The 14009-nt window shown below is 50.8% G+C and carries 12 protein-coding genes, 1 tRNA gene and 1 pseudogene; 4 read left to right on the forward strand and 10 right to left on the reverse strand.

Translation table 11 applies throughout. The annotated features are described in order from the left end of the window. From ACFQZE_RS13375 to ACFQZE_RS13395, 5 genes are all read right to left on the reverse strand, one after another. Window positions 1–1254, reverse strand: a complete 1254-nt coding sequence (locus ACFQZE_RS13375; RefSeq protein WP_379357686.1) for an AMP-binding protein — start codon at window positions 1252–1254, stop codon at window positions 1–3. Continuing rightward, window positions 1235–3088, reverse strand: coding sequence for an IucA/IucC family protein (locus ACFQZE_RS13380; protein WP_379357688.1), 1854 nt, complete (start codon window positions 3086–3088; stop codon window positions 1235–1237). The genes ACFQZE_RS13375 and ACFQZE_RS13380 overlap by 20 nt, the downstream gene beginning before the upstream one ends. 24 nt (window positions 3089–3112) lie before the next feature. Beyond that, the gene (locus ACFQZE_RS13385) at window positions 3113–4969 is read right to left on the reverse strand and encodes an IucA/IucC family protein (protein WP_379357690.1); all 1857 of its coding nucleotides are present in this window, start codon (window positions 4967–4969) and stop codon (window positions 3113–3115) included. Between the two features lie 193 nt (window positions 4970–5162). Beyond that, window positions 5163–5555, reverse strand: a complete 393-nt coding sequence (locus tag ACFQZE_RS13390; RefSeq protein WP_379357692.1) for a c-type cytochrome — start codon at window positions 5553–5555, stop codon at window positions 5163–5165. 112 nt (window positions 5556–5667) lie between these two features. Further along, the gene (locus ACFQZE_RS13395; RefSeq protein ID WP_379357694.1) at window positions 5668–6621 is read right to left on the reverse strand and encodes a hypothetical protein; all 954 of its coding nucleotides are present in this window, start codon (window positions 6619–6621) and stop codon (window positions 5668–5670) included. 133 nt (window positions 6622–6754) lie between these two features. Here ACFQZE_RS13395 and ACFQZE_RS13400 point away from each other — a divergent pair, with 133 nt between their 5' ends. The 3 genes from ACFQZE_RS13400 (at window position 6755) to gluQRS (ending at window position 8350) form a co-directional block, all read left to right on the forward strand. Continuing rightward, window positions 6755–7078, forward strand: a complete 324-nt coding sequence (locus ACFQZE_RS13400; protein ID WP_379357696.1) for a YnfA family protein — start codon at window positions 6755–6757, stop codon at window positions 7076–7078. A gap of 132 nt (window positions 7079–7210) precedes the next feature. Then, window positions 7211–7287 (forward strand) — tRNA-Asp (locus tag ACFQZE_RS13405). Window positions 7288–7384: 97 nt separating this feature from the next. After that, entirely contained in the window at window positions 7385–8350 is a 966-nt protein-coding gene (gene gluQRS / locus ACFQZE_RS13410) for a tRNA glutamyl-Q(34) synthetase GluQRS (RefSeq protein WP_379357698.1), read from the forward strand. Window positions 8351–8525: 175 nt separating this feature from the next. On the opposite strand, the gene ACFQZE_RS13415 is transcribed toward gluQRS, so the two are convergent. Next, a complete protein-coding gene (locus tag ACFQZE_RS13415) occupies window positions 8526–8930 on the reverse strand; it encodes a secondary thiamine-phosphate synthase enzyme YjbQ (RefSeq protein ID WP_379357700.1) in 405 nt (134 codons plus the stop codon). Then, window positions 8927–9526 carry a DUF2087 domain-containing protein gene (locus tag ACFQZE_RS13420; protein WP_379357702.1) on the reverse strand — a complete coding sequence of 200 codons (600 nt, stop codon included), beginning with the start codon at window positions 9524–9526 and terminating at the stop codon, window positions 8927–8929. Before ACFQZE_RS13420 ends, ACFQZE_RS13415 begins: the two co-directional genes overlap by 4 nt. Window positions 9527–9677: 151 nt before the next feature. On the opposite strand from ACFQZE_RS13420, the gene ACFQZE_RS13425 reads away from it, so the two are divergent. Further along, window positions 9678–10205 (forward strand): hypothetical protein, encoded by a 528-nt coding sequence (locus ACFQZE_RS13425; protein WP_379357704.1) that lies wholly within the window; start codon window positions 9678–9680, stop codon window positions 10203–10205. 669 nt (window positions 10206–10874) lie between these two features. On the opposite strand, the gene ACFQZE_RS13430 is transcribed toward ACFQZE_RS13425, so the two are convergent. The 3 genes and pseudogenes from ACFQZE_RS13430 to ACFQZE_RS13440 all read right to left on the reverse strand — a co-directional run bounded on the left by ACFQZE_RS13430 (window position 10875) and on the right by ACFQZE_RS13440 (window position 14006). Continuing rightward, on the reverse strand, window positions 10875–12089 hold the full coding sequence (locus ACFQZE_RS13430) for a galactose-binding domain-containing protein (RefSeq protein ID WP_379358221.1): 1215 nt from the start codon (window positions 12087–12089) through the stop codon (window positions 10875–10877). Further along, window positions 12066–13256, reverse strand: a pseudogene (locus tag ACFQZE_RS13435) (family 8 glycosyl hydrolase); the annotation flags it as partial. The gene ACFQZE_RS13430 and the pseudogene ACFQZE_RS13435, both read right to left, overlap by 24 nt. A 303-nt stretch (window positions 13257–13559) precedes the next feature. Continuing rightward, window positions 13560–14006, reverse strand: a complete 447-nt coding sequence (locus ACFQZE_RS13440; protein ID WP_379357706.1) for a GNAT family N-acetyltransferase — start codon at window positions 14004–14006, stop codon at window positions 13560–13562. Between the last annotated feature and the right edge of the window lie 3 nt (window positions 14007–14009).

A 14009-nucleotide genomic window follows, 5' to 3' on the forward strand; every position in this document is an offset into this window, starting at 1 on the left:
TTAAATCCCTTCCCTCTCCAGCAGTTTGCGGCTAATTTTGCCTGACGGCATTTTCGGAATATGATTCACGATCTTCACATCCGTAGGAGCTTTATACGGCGGCAATTGGCTAAGGCACCATGCGCGAACTCGTTCTGCCGTCACCGTTTCGTCGGCCACTACTCTCGCTTTAACCATTTCACCCGTAGATGGATGCTGCCCCCGGAAAACAACAACTTCCTGCACTCCATCCAGCTGCCCGATGACTCCTTCAACCTCAACCGGCATCACTTTCAGCCCCGAAACATTGATCAAATCGTCGATTCTGCCCAAAAAGCGCAGCCTTCCGCTCTCCGACCTGCATCCCAAATCGCCCGTTGCGATCTCTCCAAGTCCGTCGATGAAAAACTTCAGCTCAGCAGGCTCCGCTTCGGCGGGAATGGCCATATGCGGCAGCGGCAAGCCGATATCGTCATAGCTTTCCATGCCTGGCGCAAGGCTGGCGCAGCCCGCCTCCGTACAGCCGTATTGCTGCATCAGCAGCTTCGTTTTCCCATTCAGCCAGCTGTATAATGCCGGAGACATCGGCGCACCCGAGCTGATGATGGCGTTTAATGAAACGCCCGCATGTTCTAATAGCGGAATCAGGCTTTGCAAAAGCGAAGGCACACTATAAATCAGATGATTGGGATGAACTCTTAGCAATTGTAAAATGGCCTTCGGATTTTTGTTGACGCACACAACCGGCTGCACTCCGCGTTCAATGGCTGCGAATACGCCTGTGATCAGTCCGAAGGAATGGGTGACGGAAGCTAAAATAACCGGCGTCGCCTCCGCCTGACCGCTTGCAACAATCATCTCGTTGTAGCCCGCAATCTCAATCCCGATCTCGTCCCAAGTTCTGCCGATCAGCTTAGGCTCTCCCGTCGTTCCGGAGCTGTATTGATAGAGGGAAGGCTGTTTCCCAACAGGTTCGTTCCCCGCATTCAAAGCGATATAGCGATTGTCCGCCCCATAAAACAATCCGCGGCATTGCGCGCGAGTCGCAAGAGCAAGAGCGGTTTCCTGCGGCGTTTCCCCAAAGAGCAGCAACACCGATCCGCCTCCCTGACGGATATAATAAGCCATCGCCACAACAAAAGCGGCGTCCGGCGAGCAGATCGCGTAGCAGGCATGCTCCGCTCCCGCTTCGCCAAACGGCTCGGCTTGCCCGAAGCGGCCCAGCCGCAGCTCGAATTCCGCTTTGGACAGCGATTCATGATCCACTGCAAACATCCAAATCTCTCCTTGTTTCTATCGAATTGCGGCGAAGCACCTCATAAAGCGGATTCGGCACTGAACGAGGTTGTACGGCAACTCCGCCAAACAGCCTTTTTTGCGCCAGCGGTTCAATGACGCATTCCGGCTGGAACCATTGAAGCTGGCGTATACGTTCCTTTAATCCCTCATCCGCCCGTTGCTCGTAGGCGATGAGCTCCTCCGCCACGATTTGCCACAACTCCTGCTCGCTGCATTCACTGCGGTCGGCCGCGTCCATAATCAAGTAACCCATATTCATAAACCAAAGGGCATCCATCAGCATTTCCGACAAATCCTTAAGGCTCGCCATCTCAAAAAAGTCGTTTGGCCGAGCATCCTTATAAGCCGGATGAAGGTCGCCAAACTCCGGCAGCAGCTCAGGCGAAGTCAAAAAAGAACCGACATATTCCACGCCCTCATGGAAATCGCGCAGCGCAACCCGCTCAGGCCAGCCGTTTCGATGAATTAGAATCATGTTTTGGCTGTGCGACTCCAGTACAAGACCTTGGGCGGCGAGCAGATGCACAACCGGGATGATACAAACTTGTATAAATCTGCGGAACCAGCGGTCAAAGCCGTAAGCCCGCTCCCATGGCGCCATGAATGGGCTTCCGTCCGCTTCTTTGCAAGCCAGCATGTAGAAAGGTACCGCTTCTTCGCCCGCTTTAAGATATTTACCCGTATTTTCCCGCCACATCGAGCCTAGCGCTCCTTGGGCCGGCGTATAAGAGATGCCCGCATATTCATGAAGAATAACAAGTCCGGCTTCCTGCAAGTAACGGTCTTGGTCCACTACTTTTTGCAGCCAGCCGGAGACAGCTGATGCCGTCGTAACGGAGTGATCCGTCAAGTGCCGGATCGACGATGTGTTGACGATACCGAGCGACAGCTTTAAGTCATTGCGATTCTGCCTGCTGCCAGTTAGCGTCCGGATCGACTGCTGCGGAATAAAAGCATCAGAGCCAAAACCAAGCGGAACAAGCCGTTTGGTTTTTAAGTCATCCAGCCGCTCCGTCGATATTTTATTGTCCCATTGCCACGGGTGAACGGGCATCATCGCATACAATGCCAGATCAAGGCCTTGTTCCTCTAGTATCGCGCGGAAACGGGCCAAATCAGCTTCGTCCAATTGCCTCTCCAAAAAGCCGTCCCAATTGTCGGCATCTCTTGCTCCCCAGTTTGTATCCGCATATAGCGCGGCTATCCAAAAGGCGCGGAGCTGCGGCTGAAATTCCGGACCGTAGACTTTGTTGTCCTGTAAATTGAATCCAATACGCGACTTGTAACAGGGATGGTACGGATGTCCGTCCGGCGACAAGCTTTCCAGCTCCGCAAGGCTCCTCCCGAACAACGGCTCTCTGCGCTCTCTTACCGCGACGACCGATTGCGCGTCCTTTTTGACCGTTTCCTCCAGCTCTTGAATAAAGGTCGCTTTAACCGAAGCCGGATGCCCCGTATTCATGGCGGCAATCGTCTCTTCGATAAAAAGCGCTAGGCTGGACGCTTCCTCCCGGTAGGCGGAAGACCGTCTTATAACCGGCTCATCGCCCGACAGGCGGAACATTGCGAAGGAGAAACGAATTTCCGCTTTGCATTCGTAAAATACCTTTTCCCCGGATACACTTCTGCCCTCCAACGTCCAGATGCCGCTTCCAGCCTCTGTACAGCCGCTTCGTTCCACATGCTCATTAAATTGGGACGCAGGCACCGGCTTCAGCACGCCCTCGAATACGAGCGCTTCAATCGTTTTGCGAAAAACGGTTCTGCGGGCGACAATCCCGGCATCGATTGTCCCTTGTACGGCTATCAACCTAAATTCACCTCTCGATCATCTTTATGCTTTGACGGCGAGATGCTGCGTCGCCCTCTCTTTTCTCCATTTGACGGTAACGAGCCGTGCTTTGCGGACAACTTCCATATTGGGCAGTGCCGTATAAAGCGGATTGTCCATATCGACATAAACGGCTTGCTCCAGCTCGGCTTCCAGTTCGTCTACATCGTGGAGCCTTGTAAGCAAGTTTGCTTTGCAACGGAATGTTTTCCGCGAAAGCCAGCCTGTAATCCAGTTGAAATGCTGCGTTTGCGGCGATGCGAGCTGCTCCAGTTCCGAATATAGCTCCAGCAGCAAAACTCGTTCATCGGCAAGGCCCGAGAGGCCAAACGATTGAATCAGCCCCAGCATATGATTGACGATCAAATAATAGCCGAATCTCTCCTCCGCCAAGGCGTCGTCATATACATTGACGCTATCGAGAATACCGGGCACGAGTTGTTCCAGCCTGCCAACACGCGAGCGCGCATAGTAATAGCCTTGACTGTCCCGGTAATACAGGACGGCTGGATAACCGCTTTCGTCCAGCTTAACCACACAATTTTGCAAATGAGCCTCCAGCGCAATTCCGTACTCCGCATACAGCCAAACAAGCGGCCGAATCGAAATAGCTAAATAACGGCGGAACCATTCCACTGCCGCTTCCGTCATCGTTTGTCCTTCGGCGGTAGCGATCCGCTCGGCGATATTAGCCAGCAGCGTCTGCGAGCCCGGGATAGGAAGCTGAGTGAAAGAAGCCATCACATGCACTCTTTCCGCCTCTTCGCCGATAAACGGATTTTCCCGAATAAGCAGCTCGAAGCCAGACTGCTCCTCCGGCGATTCGCCGACCGTCATATAAGCCGAATCCTTTATAAAGCGGAATTGAGGGAACCGTTCCTTCATCTTCGGTTCAATGGCGCTTACAAGCCGGGTTGCCTCAAGTGCCGAATCCAGTTCCTCCCGCTTATTGAGACGCAGAGAATTTGTAATTTTGACCCGCAGCGACAATTTGTACATGTATTCAGATTCTGGATCGTAAAGGGTGCGAATAGAGGAGGTTGGGTAAAATAGCCCTCCGCAAGGGCCAAGATGCACCAGCTTGCCGCTTTGCATCCATTGCTTCACGCGATCCTGGTGCAGCAGATCGTCCGCCTGAACGGGATGAACGGGAATAAGCTCATACTCTGGAGAGTTCAAATAAGGCAAGAGCCTCTCCACGCTTTCACCTGCCGCATAGCAGCTCCTCAGCAGCTCCTTCTCAATAAGATCGGATGCCCGCTTTGGCCATTCCGACTTATGTTGAGCAAGCTCGATATGGACGGCAAAATAATGCAGAGCGAAGCTCCCTTTGGTTTCGGGGGAATACATCCCGTGTCTCCATTCGGGAAATCCTTGCCTGCTTTTGGGAGTCGGATGGAAGCCATGGCCGAACAACAGCGACTGCTCCGAGTGAAGGAAGGTCAAATCCGGGCTGTACAGCTCCTCGCCGTCGCCGAATCTTGCGCTGAGGCAAGCTTCCAGAACCGTTTGGCTTTGGAGAGCGCGAACTAACAGCTCAGAGGAGCCGTTCCCGCCATATAGGGCATGCAGCTCTTGCGCCAATAAAGCAAACAAAGTTGCGCCAAAGATAGGCGCGGGGGGCGATTGTCCGGTACGGCAGCAAATAGGGAGTTCGAATTGATGCCTTCCCGTAGAGGATTTGTAAATTGCCGAAGCAAAAATAGATATTCCTTGCGATGCCAGCGGTATTTCCAACAAAGCTTTAGAATCGCCCAGCTCATAGCCAGGATGCCATATTCCTTTGCCAGTCTCACGCAAATAACAATTGAGGAAGCTTGTGACGGCCGCTTGTTCCGCTAAGGTTTTGGCGTCAGCCATTTTATTGCCTCCCACTAATTAATAATGATTCTCAGTATCAATATTATAGCGGGAACTCATTATTGGCGACATAGACGAAATTGCCTTCCGATATGGATTTTTTCGCTAATTCGCGCTCCTTTTGTAAAAAAAGCTTCTATGTCGTTGGAAAGGTTTAAATCCCCCCTCCATGACATAGAAGCTTTAAAGTTGTTTATTTCATTGACGCCAGCCAATTTGACAACGTATCGATTTCCGCCGCGGTGAGCTGATCCTTGTAAGGCGGCATGCCGCCGCCTCCGCCCGAAATTTTCGATTTAATTTGTTCGGCGGACAATTTGCCCCCTACCTTCTGCAAATTTGGCCCAACTCCGCCTGCGAGATCCACGGCATGGCAGCCAACGCAGCTTTTTTTGTAGATTGCTTCCGCGGCTGCTGCATCCACCGTTCCGCCGCCCGCATTTGCGCTGCCATTGCCGCTTTCATTTGTTGTCCCTTTATTCATTCCCGTTTCCTTTTTCTCCGCCTTATTCCCTCCGCCGCAAGCGGATAGAGAAACGGCCAGCACCATTGTCGCCACGACCATCAGCCATTTGGAATACCGCATAAGAGATGCCCCTTTTTTGATTGGAATAGGATATATATCCCTTCATACGATGCCCTATTCAAATGTCCCTATGCGGCGTAAGAAATCTCTTTCTACGAGCTTAGACAGGCCTTTATTCGTCGTTACGTTTAAATTGAACATTCGTTAATTCAAACTTGACTTGCTGAAGCAGCTGCGCCTCATATTGTTCGCTTAGAAAAGTAAAATGACGGAAAGGGGACTGTCCTTCCATCTCCACAACATACAGCGCCGTTCCCGAAACCCCCGTTCCCCCGCCTAAATATACCGCCGCCGCAAGCTCCTCTTTCCCGTCGCCGTCGTAATCGCTCACCCGCAGATCGGTATGTTCGCCAACTGACCAATCCTTGTCCATCCTTTGTTCGCCGGAGCTTGTTTTCAAAACAACGCCGCCGTCGTTTGCTCCATATAAATAGATACTTTTTCCCGGAACTGTCGCTAGCAGAAATGTCGAGGCATCATATTGTTGGGTTGCCGTCAAGGCACGGCTCGTATTCGACAACGCTTGTCCTTCTTCAACTGCCTCCACTTCTAAAGCCAGCTTGCTTCCGATTTTAATCATAGGGCCTTTTTCCCCAGAAGTTTCGATAGGCTCAAACTCGGCATACCCGTTTACTTCATAGTGGGCCGCAGGAAAAGCGACATGAGCTTTTTTCCCGATGCTAAGCAATTTAGTTTTGTCTATCTCATAAGCTCCGTCGCTGACAAATTCCTCTTTTAAAGGTTTGTTCCTGTATAGAATTGTGGATCTCCCAGGCTGATTTCTATAAGACGGAAACCCATACGTGTCCGACATTTCAAGAATAGGAAAATAAAACGGAGACTCCGTGTGAAAAATGGTTACCGATTTGCGTTCGCCCACATATTCCAGCTCGGCAATGAGCTTTACGGTATCGCCTTCCTTATAACTTTCCTTCTCCGTATAAATCCGGTAAACAAAATCTTCGCTCGCAACCGCAGCCTCGTTGCCTGCTGTACGAATCCAAAAGACATAAACAATAATTACGGCTCCCAAAAGAGCCGCTCCTGTCCAGACCCATTTTTTCATTGCGGCCACCCCCTCATCCTTTAACGCATGATTGGAAAAAAATGTTTCGATTGCAACATCCCTTCTCGTTTACACTTCGATCCGTTTTAGGTACCATAGGAGGAGTTCATTTTTAGCAAGCGGGGGCGGTCGTATGGGAATTGGAATTTTGCTGTTTATATTGGCGGGCGTCGCCGAAATCGGCGGCGGCTATTTGGTTTGGCTCTGGCTGAGAGAAGGAAAGTCGATCTATTTGGGCGCGCTGGGCGGAGTAGCTCTTGTTCTGTACGGAGTTGTGGCGGCGCTGCAAACATTCCCGACTTTCGGCAGAGTGTACGCGGCTTATGGGGGCGTATTTATCGTCATGGCTGTGTTGTGGGGATGGCTCGTCGACAAAAAAACGCCGGATGTTCAGGATTGGATCGGCGCGGCTATCTGCATAGTCGGAGTATTCGTTATGCTTTATCCGCGTTCTTAGCGGGAGTTGGAAGTCATCGTTCCGAAGCTGCGGGCGACTAAGGGCGACGAAAAACTTTTAAAAAGAAGCTTGTCAAAACCGCTCGAATTATGCTAAGATACTTCTTGTGTCTAAGACACATCTAAGTGTAGTGGAGCTGTGGTGTAGAGGCCTAACATGCCTGCCTGTCACGCAGGAGACCGCGGGTTCGAATCCCGTCAGCTCCGCCATTTGAATTTAATTGCCGGAGAGGCAATTTTTATAGAAACAGCTAAAGAGAGCAGCGATGCTGCTCTTTTTTTGCATATGTACAAGGAGTGTGACGATATGGTTCTGCGCGGCCGATTCGCTCCAACCCCTTCCGGGCTGCTACATATCGGCAATGCCTTCAGCGCTCTTGCGGCTTGGCTTCAAATCCGCAAGTCCGGCGGTCAGTTTGTGCTGCGCATCGAAGATATTGACAAGACCCGCTCCCGCCCTGCTTTTGCCGAGCAGCAGCAGGACGATTTAGCTTGGCTGGGCATCGACTGGGATGAAGGCCCGCGTATGGGTGGGCCATATTCTCCCTATATTCAAAGCGAACGAGAAGAGCTTTATGAGGCGGCACTCGCTGAGCTTCGCAACCGGAACAGCCTCTACCCTTGCTATTGCAGCCGAAGCGAACTCTCCTCTATAGCAAGCGCGCCGCATGGGCTTTCTTCCGAAGGCCCGGCGTATCCGGGCTTTTGCCGTCATTTAACTCTAGCGGAGCGGTCGGCAAAAGAAATGCAAAAATCGCCCGCGCTCCGGTTCATCATGCCGCCTCAGCCCATTTCGTTTATCGACGGCCTGTTCGGCCCGATGCGCTATGACGGCGACGCCCTTGGCGATTTTGTCATTAAGCGGGCGGACGGCCAGTTCAGCTACCAGCTTGCGGTTACCGTCGACGATGCGGCGATGGGCATTACGCATGTGCTGCGCGGATCGGATCTGCTCGACTCTACGCCGCGCCAGCTAGCACTCTATGAAGCGCTTGGCCTTCAGGCCCCGAGCTTCACTCATGTGCCGGTTGTGACCGATGCGGCTGGAAAGCGCTTGTCCAAACGGGACAAGTCGCTTACGCTATCTTCTCTTAAAGAAGCCGGAGTCCGCCCGGAGCGGATCGTTGGCGCGATTGCTTATATGGCCGGATGGAACGGCAAGCTGGAACCCGTCTCCGCGGCGGACTTGGCCGCTTCCCCCGATCTTTTTGCCTCAACCCATATGGAAGTTCAACTCACGGAAGATGTATTGAGCTGGATCATGGCTACGTAAATGATGGGCGATTCGGCAATTGCGGAGTTGTCCGTAATCACTGAGTTATCCTTAAACACACGGTGATCTTTAATTGCAGACAGTTATCCTTAGCTATACAGTTATCTTTAGACACAGTTATCTCTAGACACAATTATCCTAAGATATACAGTTATCCTTAATCCAAGAATTATCCTTAGTCGCCGAATACTTTTACATGAAATTTCCGGGTACGAGGGCCGTCAAATTCGCAAAAATAGATGCCCTGCCATGTGCCAAGCACCAATTTCCCTTTATGAATAAGCACTGTTTGGCTGGTTCCCGTCGTAATGGTTTTTAGGTGGGCCGCTGTATTGCCCTCTGCATGTCTGTCCTTCGGATGATCCCATGGATAAATCTCATCCAGCCTGCGAAGAACGTCCCGGACGACATCGGGATCGGCATTTTCGTTAATGGCGATTCCCGCTGTAGTATGAGGGCAATACACAATAGCATACCCTTCTTGAACTCCGCTTTCCTCCACAGCCTGCTTCACTGTAGATGTGACTTCAATCATTCCGTCGCGTTGTCCCGTCGTTAACCGATATTGTTGAACCGTCATGACAACGTCTCCCATCTCGTCCACATCTCACGCGGGTTAAGCTCGTAAATTTCCTGTTCGCGGAACATAAACTGGTGCATAATAAACTCCCGTCGCAAAGTCGCAAAATCTTCATGATAAAGTTTAATAAACTCGTTAAGCTCCTTTTCGCTATACGCTTTCCCTTTTTCCAGCCCTGCTGCCATATGCTCCAGCACAATCAGCTTTTTCTTCAATTGGCTAGGGATATGCTTAAGCTTGCCTTCAGCCGTAATAAAGTTGCGGATAACGGATGCGCGCAGCGCCTCATGCTTCTCCTCCATGTTTTCTCCTCCAATTCCTGCGCTGCGATAGATGAGTTCTTCCGTCGCTTTAGCGCTATTTTTAATAAAATAATCGTTCAGGCTGAAAAAAATCGTGTTTTTATCCCTTCTTTCATTAATAAGACTGGCTTCTCTCAGCTTTGCCGCATGATGCGTAATCGTTGCGGGCGCAACGGACAGCTTCTCCGCAAGCTCGATGCCGCTCCGTTCTCCTGCCGCTAGCAAAATCAGCATTTTAACTCGTGTCGCATCGGACAATGCCTTGTGGTATCGAACTACCTTATCCAATTGCATTGGCGTTGGGCAACCTCCTTTAATAGATTAGACAATTAACTAATTAGATGATCATTGAATTTAATTTATTCGATTCTCTTCAAACTGTCAAGAAAGAATCCGTTGCGTTAGTTGGAAAATTTTAGTTAGAATAATGGGTGGAGGGGATATATTGATTTTAGCAACTATGGATGAGAAGTATTATGAAAGCTTAAGTGCTGAAGAACTTGGGACCGCTTGTTTTGCGCCGATTATTCGGGCCTATAAGGAAGCGGAAACAAACGGGGACGATTTTGTGGAAACCGTTTTTAACGGACTTAGTCAGGGGCAGCAGCAGTTGTTTCCCATTTGGGCACTTTACGTGCACATTCGGAAGTCCGAAACAGAGTTTTATTGGTGGAGCGCTTATTTTATGGCTCGGCCATTGCGATGGAGGGGCGTCTTTGGCGGCCTGCGGTTTTTCGGAGATACCGCTACGCTTGCAGTACTGGAGAAAATGGAGACGGAGTTGAAGGCGAGAAACCATCCCCGCAGTTTGGATCGGTTCGATGTGGCGTATGGCGATCTTGAACAAGATGCCGAGCTGGACGCTGTTATGAAAGGCTTATACGGCAAATTGCTAGATGCTTTGCCTTATACGATAGAGATTATTAGCTCTTCTATACGGAACAAGCATGAGCAGTTCCTTGAGCTTGTTTAAGGAGAAAACTTTCTACTTCAACGTGATGGGAATCACTTGATCCACTATTCTGCTAGAGTGACTTTCTGCCCAACTAGGTAGTGATGCTAGAAACCACTAGACCGGCGGGCGTGGCACTTTGGCGGCATTTAGTTGTACCAGAAACCACTAGACCGGCGGGCGTGGCGCTTTGGCGGCATTTAGTTGTGTCAGAAACCACTAGACCGGCGGGCGTGGCGCTTTGGAGGCATTTAGTTGTGTCAGAAACCACTAGACCGGCGGGCGTGGCGCTTTGGAGGCATTTAGTTGTGTCAGAAACCACTAGACCGGCGGGCGTGGTACTTTGAAGGCATTTAGTTGTGTCAGAAACCACTAGACCGGCGGGCGTGGTACTTTGGCGGCATTTAGTTGTGTCAGAAACCACTAGACCGGCGGGCGTGGTACTTTGAAGGCATTTAGTTGTGTCAGAAACCACTAGACCGGTGGGCGTGGCACTTTGGCGGCATTTAGTTGTGTCAGAAACCACTAGACCGGCGGGCGTGGCGCTTTGGAGGCATTTAGTTGTGTCAGAGACAACTAGCGTCTCAACGTAAAAAAGGAGGGGCATCCCCCTCCTTTTTTACGCTCTACTGAAGAGTAACAATGGCTGATCCGCTACGAATCTGCTGCCATTCCTCTTACTCTATTCAATTAATATACTTCAAACTCAAACAAAGAATAGCCGTAAGCCGTTCCGCGTTCAGTTCCATGTACGCGGACATATTTGGCGTTGGTTGCGCTGAATGTCACATCGTCCGTTGCGCCATTGCCGCTAGTAGTCGTATAAACGGTCGTCCAATTTGTCGGTGTGCCGCTGTCGTTGGACACTTGGATCGTATAAGACTTGGCATATGCCGCTTCCCAAGTCAGCTTCACTCGACTCACACTTTGGCTGGAGCCCAAGTTAACGTAAATCCACTGCGGATCAATCCCCTCTAGGCTGGCCCATCTAGTCGTGCCGCTGCCATCGACCGCCTTGCTGCCTTCAAATCCCGTTGTTTCCACGGAGCTAACTACCGTCGTTTTGTTCAGAGCCAAATTCACCGGATTTGGCGTTGGTGTCGGTGTTGGTGTTGGTGTCGCAGTTGGTGTCGGCGTCGGTGTTGGTGTTTGAGTAGGCGTCGGTGTTGCAGTCGCGCCTCCGCCGTACACTTCGAAATCAAACAAGGAGTAACCGTAAGCCGTTCCTCTCGCCGTTCCATGAACGCGTACATACTTGGCGTTTTGCGCTGCAAACGTAATGTCGTCAACGCCTCCGTTGCCTGAAGTTGTCGTGAATACCGTCGTCCAATTCGTTGGCGTTCCGCTGTCATTGGAAAGCTGGATCGTGTAAGAAGAGGCATAAGCCGCTTCCCAGTTCAGTTTAACTTTATTGACGGATTGCGATGAACCGAGATTGACGTAAATCCATTGAGGGTCTACCCCTTCCACACTTGCCCATCTCGTTGCGCTGTTTCCGTCGAACGCTTTGGAAGCCTCAAAACCTGTGCCCTCAGTCGAACTGGCCGTACCGGCTTTGTTCAGCGCCAAATTAGTACCGCTGCCCGGATTTGATGCCTGCGTTGTAGCGCTCGCCGTGTTGCTGTTGCCGGACACATTGCCTGCAGCGTCAGCCGCTCTAACTGTGTAGCTGTAAGCTGTGCTTGCATTTAGGCCCGAGTCGCTGTAGGACAGGCCAGTTGCCGTTCCAACTTGAGTGCCGCCTCTGAAAATGTGGTAGCCCGTCACTCCCACATTGTCGGTGGAAGCGTTCCACGACAAGTTGATGCCGCTGCTGGAAATAGCCGTTGCCGTAAGACCGGATGGAGCAGTAGGAGCCTGAGTATCAGCCGCCGCAGCAGTTGGCTTCCACCAGTTGCCCGTGATGAACAGCATCGTCATCAAGTTGTAGGAGTCGCTGAAATAGTTTTCTTTTTTGTTTTTCATCCAATCCCAGCCGGAGTTGACCCAAGCTTGGTTGCCGCTGCTGGCCGTGCCCGCCGCGATGAACGGGGATACGAATACAGCCGTTGCATAACCGCCGATCGTCGTTCCGTTCAATTGGTAACCGTCTCTAATATTAGCGGGAGTATTAGTCGCTTTTCCTTTGATCCAAGTTGCAATTTTGTCGGAAATCGTTTTGCCGCGCGTATCGCCGTACATCGCGTAGTCCATAACGATGCGCAAAGGCACCCGGCTTGCGTTGTAGTAGTAAGCGTTCGTTTGCTGAAACTCGTTCAAATACCATTCCGGAGCCGGCTCAGGCGGGTTATTGACGACAAAGTCGGAAATGAGGCCCGTAGTCGAGGAATAGTTGTTGCTGACTGTCGTGTAAACGCTGTACAAATTGTTAATGACGTTAATCCAAGTTTGGTCGCCTGTAAATTCATAGAATGCGCGCAAGTGGGAGAGCATCCAGTCCGACGGACGGGTAGCTAATGAGCTTTTGGAATCCCAGTCGCCCAAATTCAAACGGTTGTTCGTTGTCACATAGCTGGCTTTAATTCCTTGTGTAATCATTTTTTGAGCTTCGGCCAAGTAGTTGACCGTTCCGTTCGAACCCCATTGCTTGTGCGCTAGCAGCAAGGAATAAGCGATATCGAGGTCGCCGTCAGTGGCGGAGCCGAAATGACCTTGAGCGGCTGCCGCATCCGCAACGACCCAGCCCATCAAGTTCGAGTTGCCGGAGCTTTTGAAAGCGCGTGCTGTTTTGAACAGGCCGTTGTAAATCGTTTGTGCGTTAGCATCGTGGCCCGCCATTAAAGCCGTAATGATCATGCCGTAGCCTTGACCCTCAGATGTACCAAGCGGGATAAAGCCTTCCGGTTCGCCTGTAATTTCACCTTTGACATAGTAGCCGCCAGGCAGAGAAGTAAGATCGTTTTTCAAATACTTCCCTTTCCAGTAATCATAGTAGGAAGCAACGGCGGTGTTCATGGCCGCTTGAGTTGCATTGTTTGGCTTAATAATGCCGGGATAGCTTACAGCTTGCGGGAAAGGCATTTGCTCGCCTGCGGCATGGACGGTCCCCTTTTGTTGGGACGGCACGGCGATGACCGTGGACAAAAGAACTAGACAAAGCAATGTCATAAGACTTGGTTTCAACCATGTTCGACCGGAATGAAATGGAAATGAATGCACAATAACGCCTCCTTTGGATTAGGTAAGAACGACGAAACGATCCTCCTTCTCTTAAAATTTAAGCGCTTTAACTTTAGGGGTAAAAAAAATGAGGGGAAATCATGATGTGCTAATAAAATAGCATATCTTTCTCCCCATGGAAATACCCTTTTGCAAAAATTATTCAAAAATTAATATAGACGAAGGACGGCTGGCCCAATAAGAAAAATAGCCGAATTAACGTCTAAACACGGTAATGCTGACGCCGGGAGCCACTTCAATTTGCTCCTTTTCTACAAAGCCGAAGCCTCTATACAGCGCTTTTGCCGGCTCATTTCGAGCCCCCGTACTGACGCTAACCGCCCTATCCCCCGCCGCATAATCCAGCACATAAGCGAGCAGCCGCTTCGCAATTCCTCTTCGAAAATAATTCGGATGGACAACCATCCGGCAAATATCGACTGTACCCTCTTCAAGCTCGTATGAAATGAATCCGGCTAGCGCTCCACTTTCCATAAATCCAATAAAGGTTTCTCCGCTTGCGCTAATGGTCTCCGGCGTATCCCTAAGCGGCGGAATATCGGCAAAACCGATCATTTCCGCCTCTACTCGGTATGCAGGTATTTGCACTTCCCACATTCGCTTCGCTATATCCAAATCCTTATGGTTCAATAACGTAATCATAGT

It is taken from the genome of Paenibacillus sp. GCM10027627 (assembly GCF_042675505.1).
GTDB lineage: Bacteria > Bacillota > Bacilli > Paenibacillales > Paenibacillaceae > Pristimantibacillus.

Bases quoted from the DNA above. Each gene is read 5' to 3' on its own strand.
- ACFQZE_RS13375 (WP_379357686.1), bottom strand. From the start codon at position 1,254: ATGTTTGCAGTGGATCATGAATCGCTGTCCAAAGCGGAATTCGAGCTG.
- ACFQZE_RS13385 (WP_379357690.1), bottom strand. From the start codon at position 4,969: ATGGCTGACGCCAAAACCTTAGCGGAACAAGCGGCCGTCACAAGCTTC.
- ACFQZE_RS13390 (WP_379357692.1), bottom strand. From the start codon at position 5,555: ATGCGGTATTCCAAATGGCTGATGGTCGTGGCGACAATGGTGCTGGCC.
- ACFQZE_RS13395 (WP_379357694.1), bottom strand. From the start codon at position 6,621: ATGAAAAAATGGGTCTGGACAGGAGCGGCTCTTTTGGGAGCCGTAATT.
- ACFQZE_RS13400 (WP_379357696.1), top strand. From the start codon at position 6,755: ATGGGAATTGGAATTTTGCTGTTTATATTGGCGGGCGTCGCCGAAATC.
- gluQRS (WP_379357698.1), top strand. From the start codon at position 7,385: ATGGTTCTGCGCGGCCGATTCGCTCCAACCCCTTCCGGGCTGCTACAT.
- ACFQZE_RS13415 (WP_379357700.1), bottom strand. From the start codon at position 8,930: ATGACGGTTCAACAATATCGGTTAACGACGGGACAACGCGACGGAATG.
- ACFQZE_RS13420 (WP_379357702.1), bottom strand. From the start codon at position 9,526: ATGCAATTGGATAAGGTAGTTCGATACCACAAGGCATTGTCCGATGCG.
- ACFQZE_RS13440 (WP_379357706.1), bottom strand. From the start codon at position 14,006: ATGATTACGTTATTGAACCATAAGGATTTGGATATAGCGAAGCGAATG.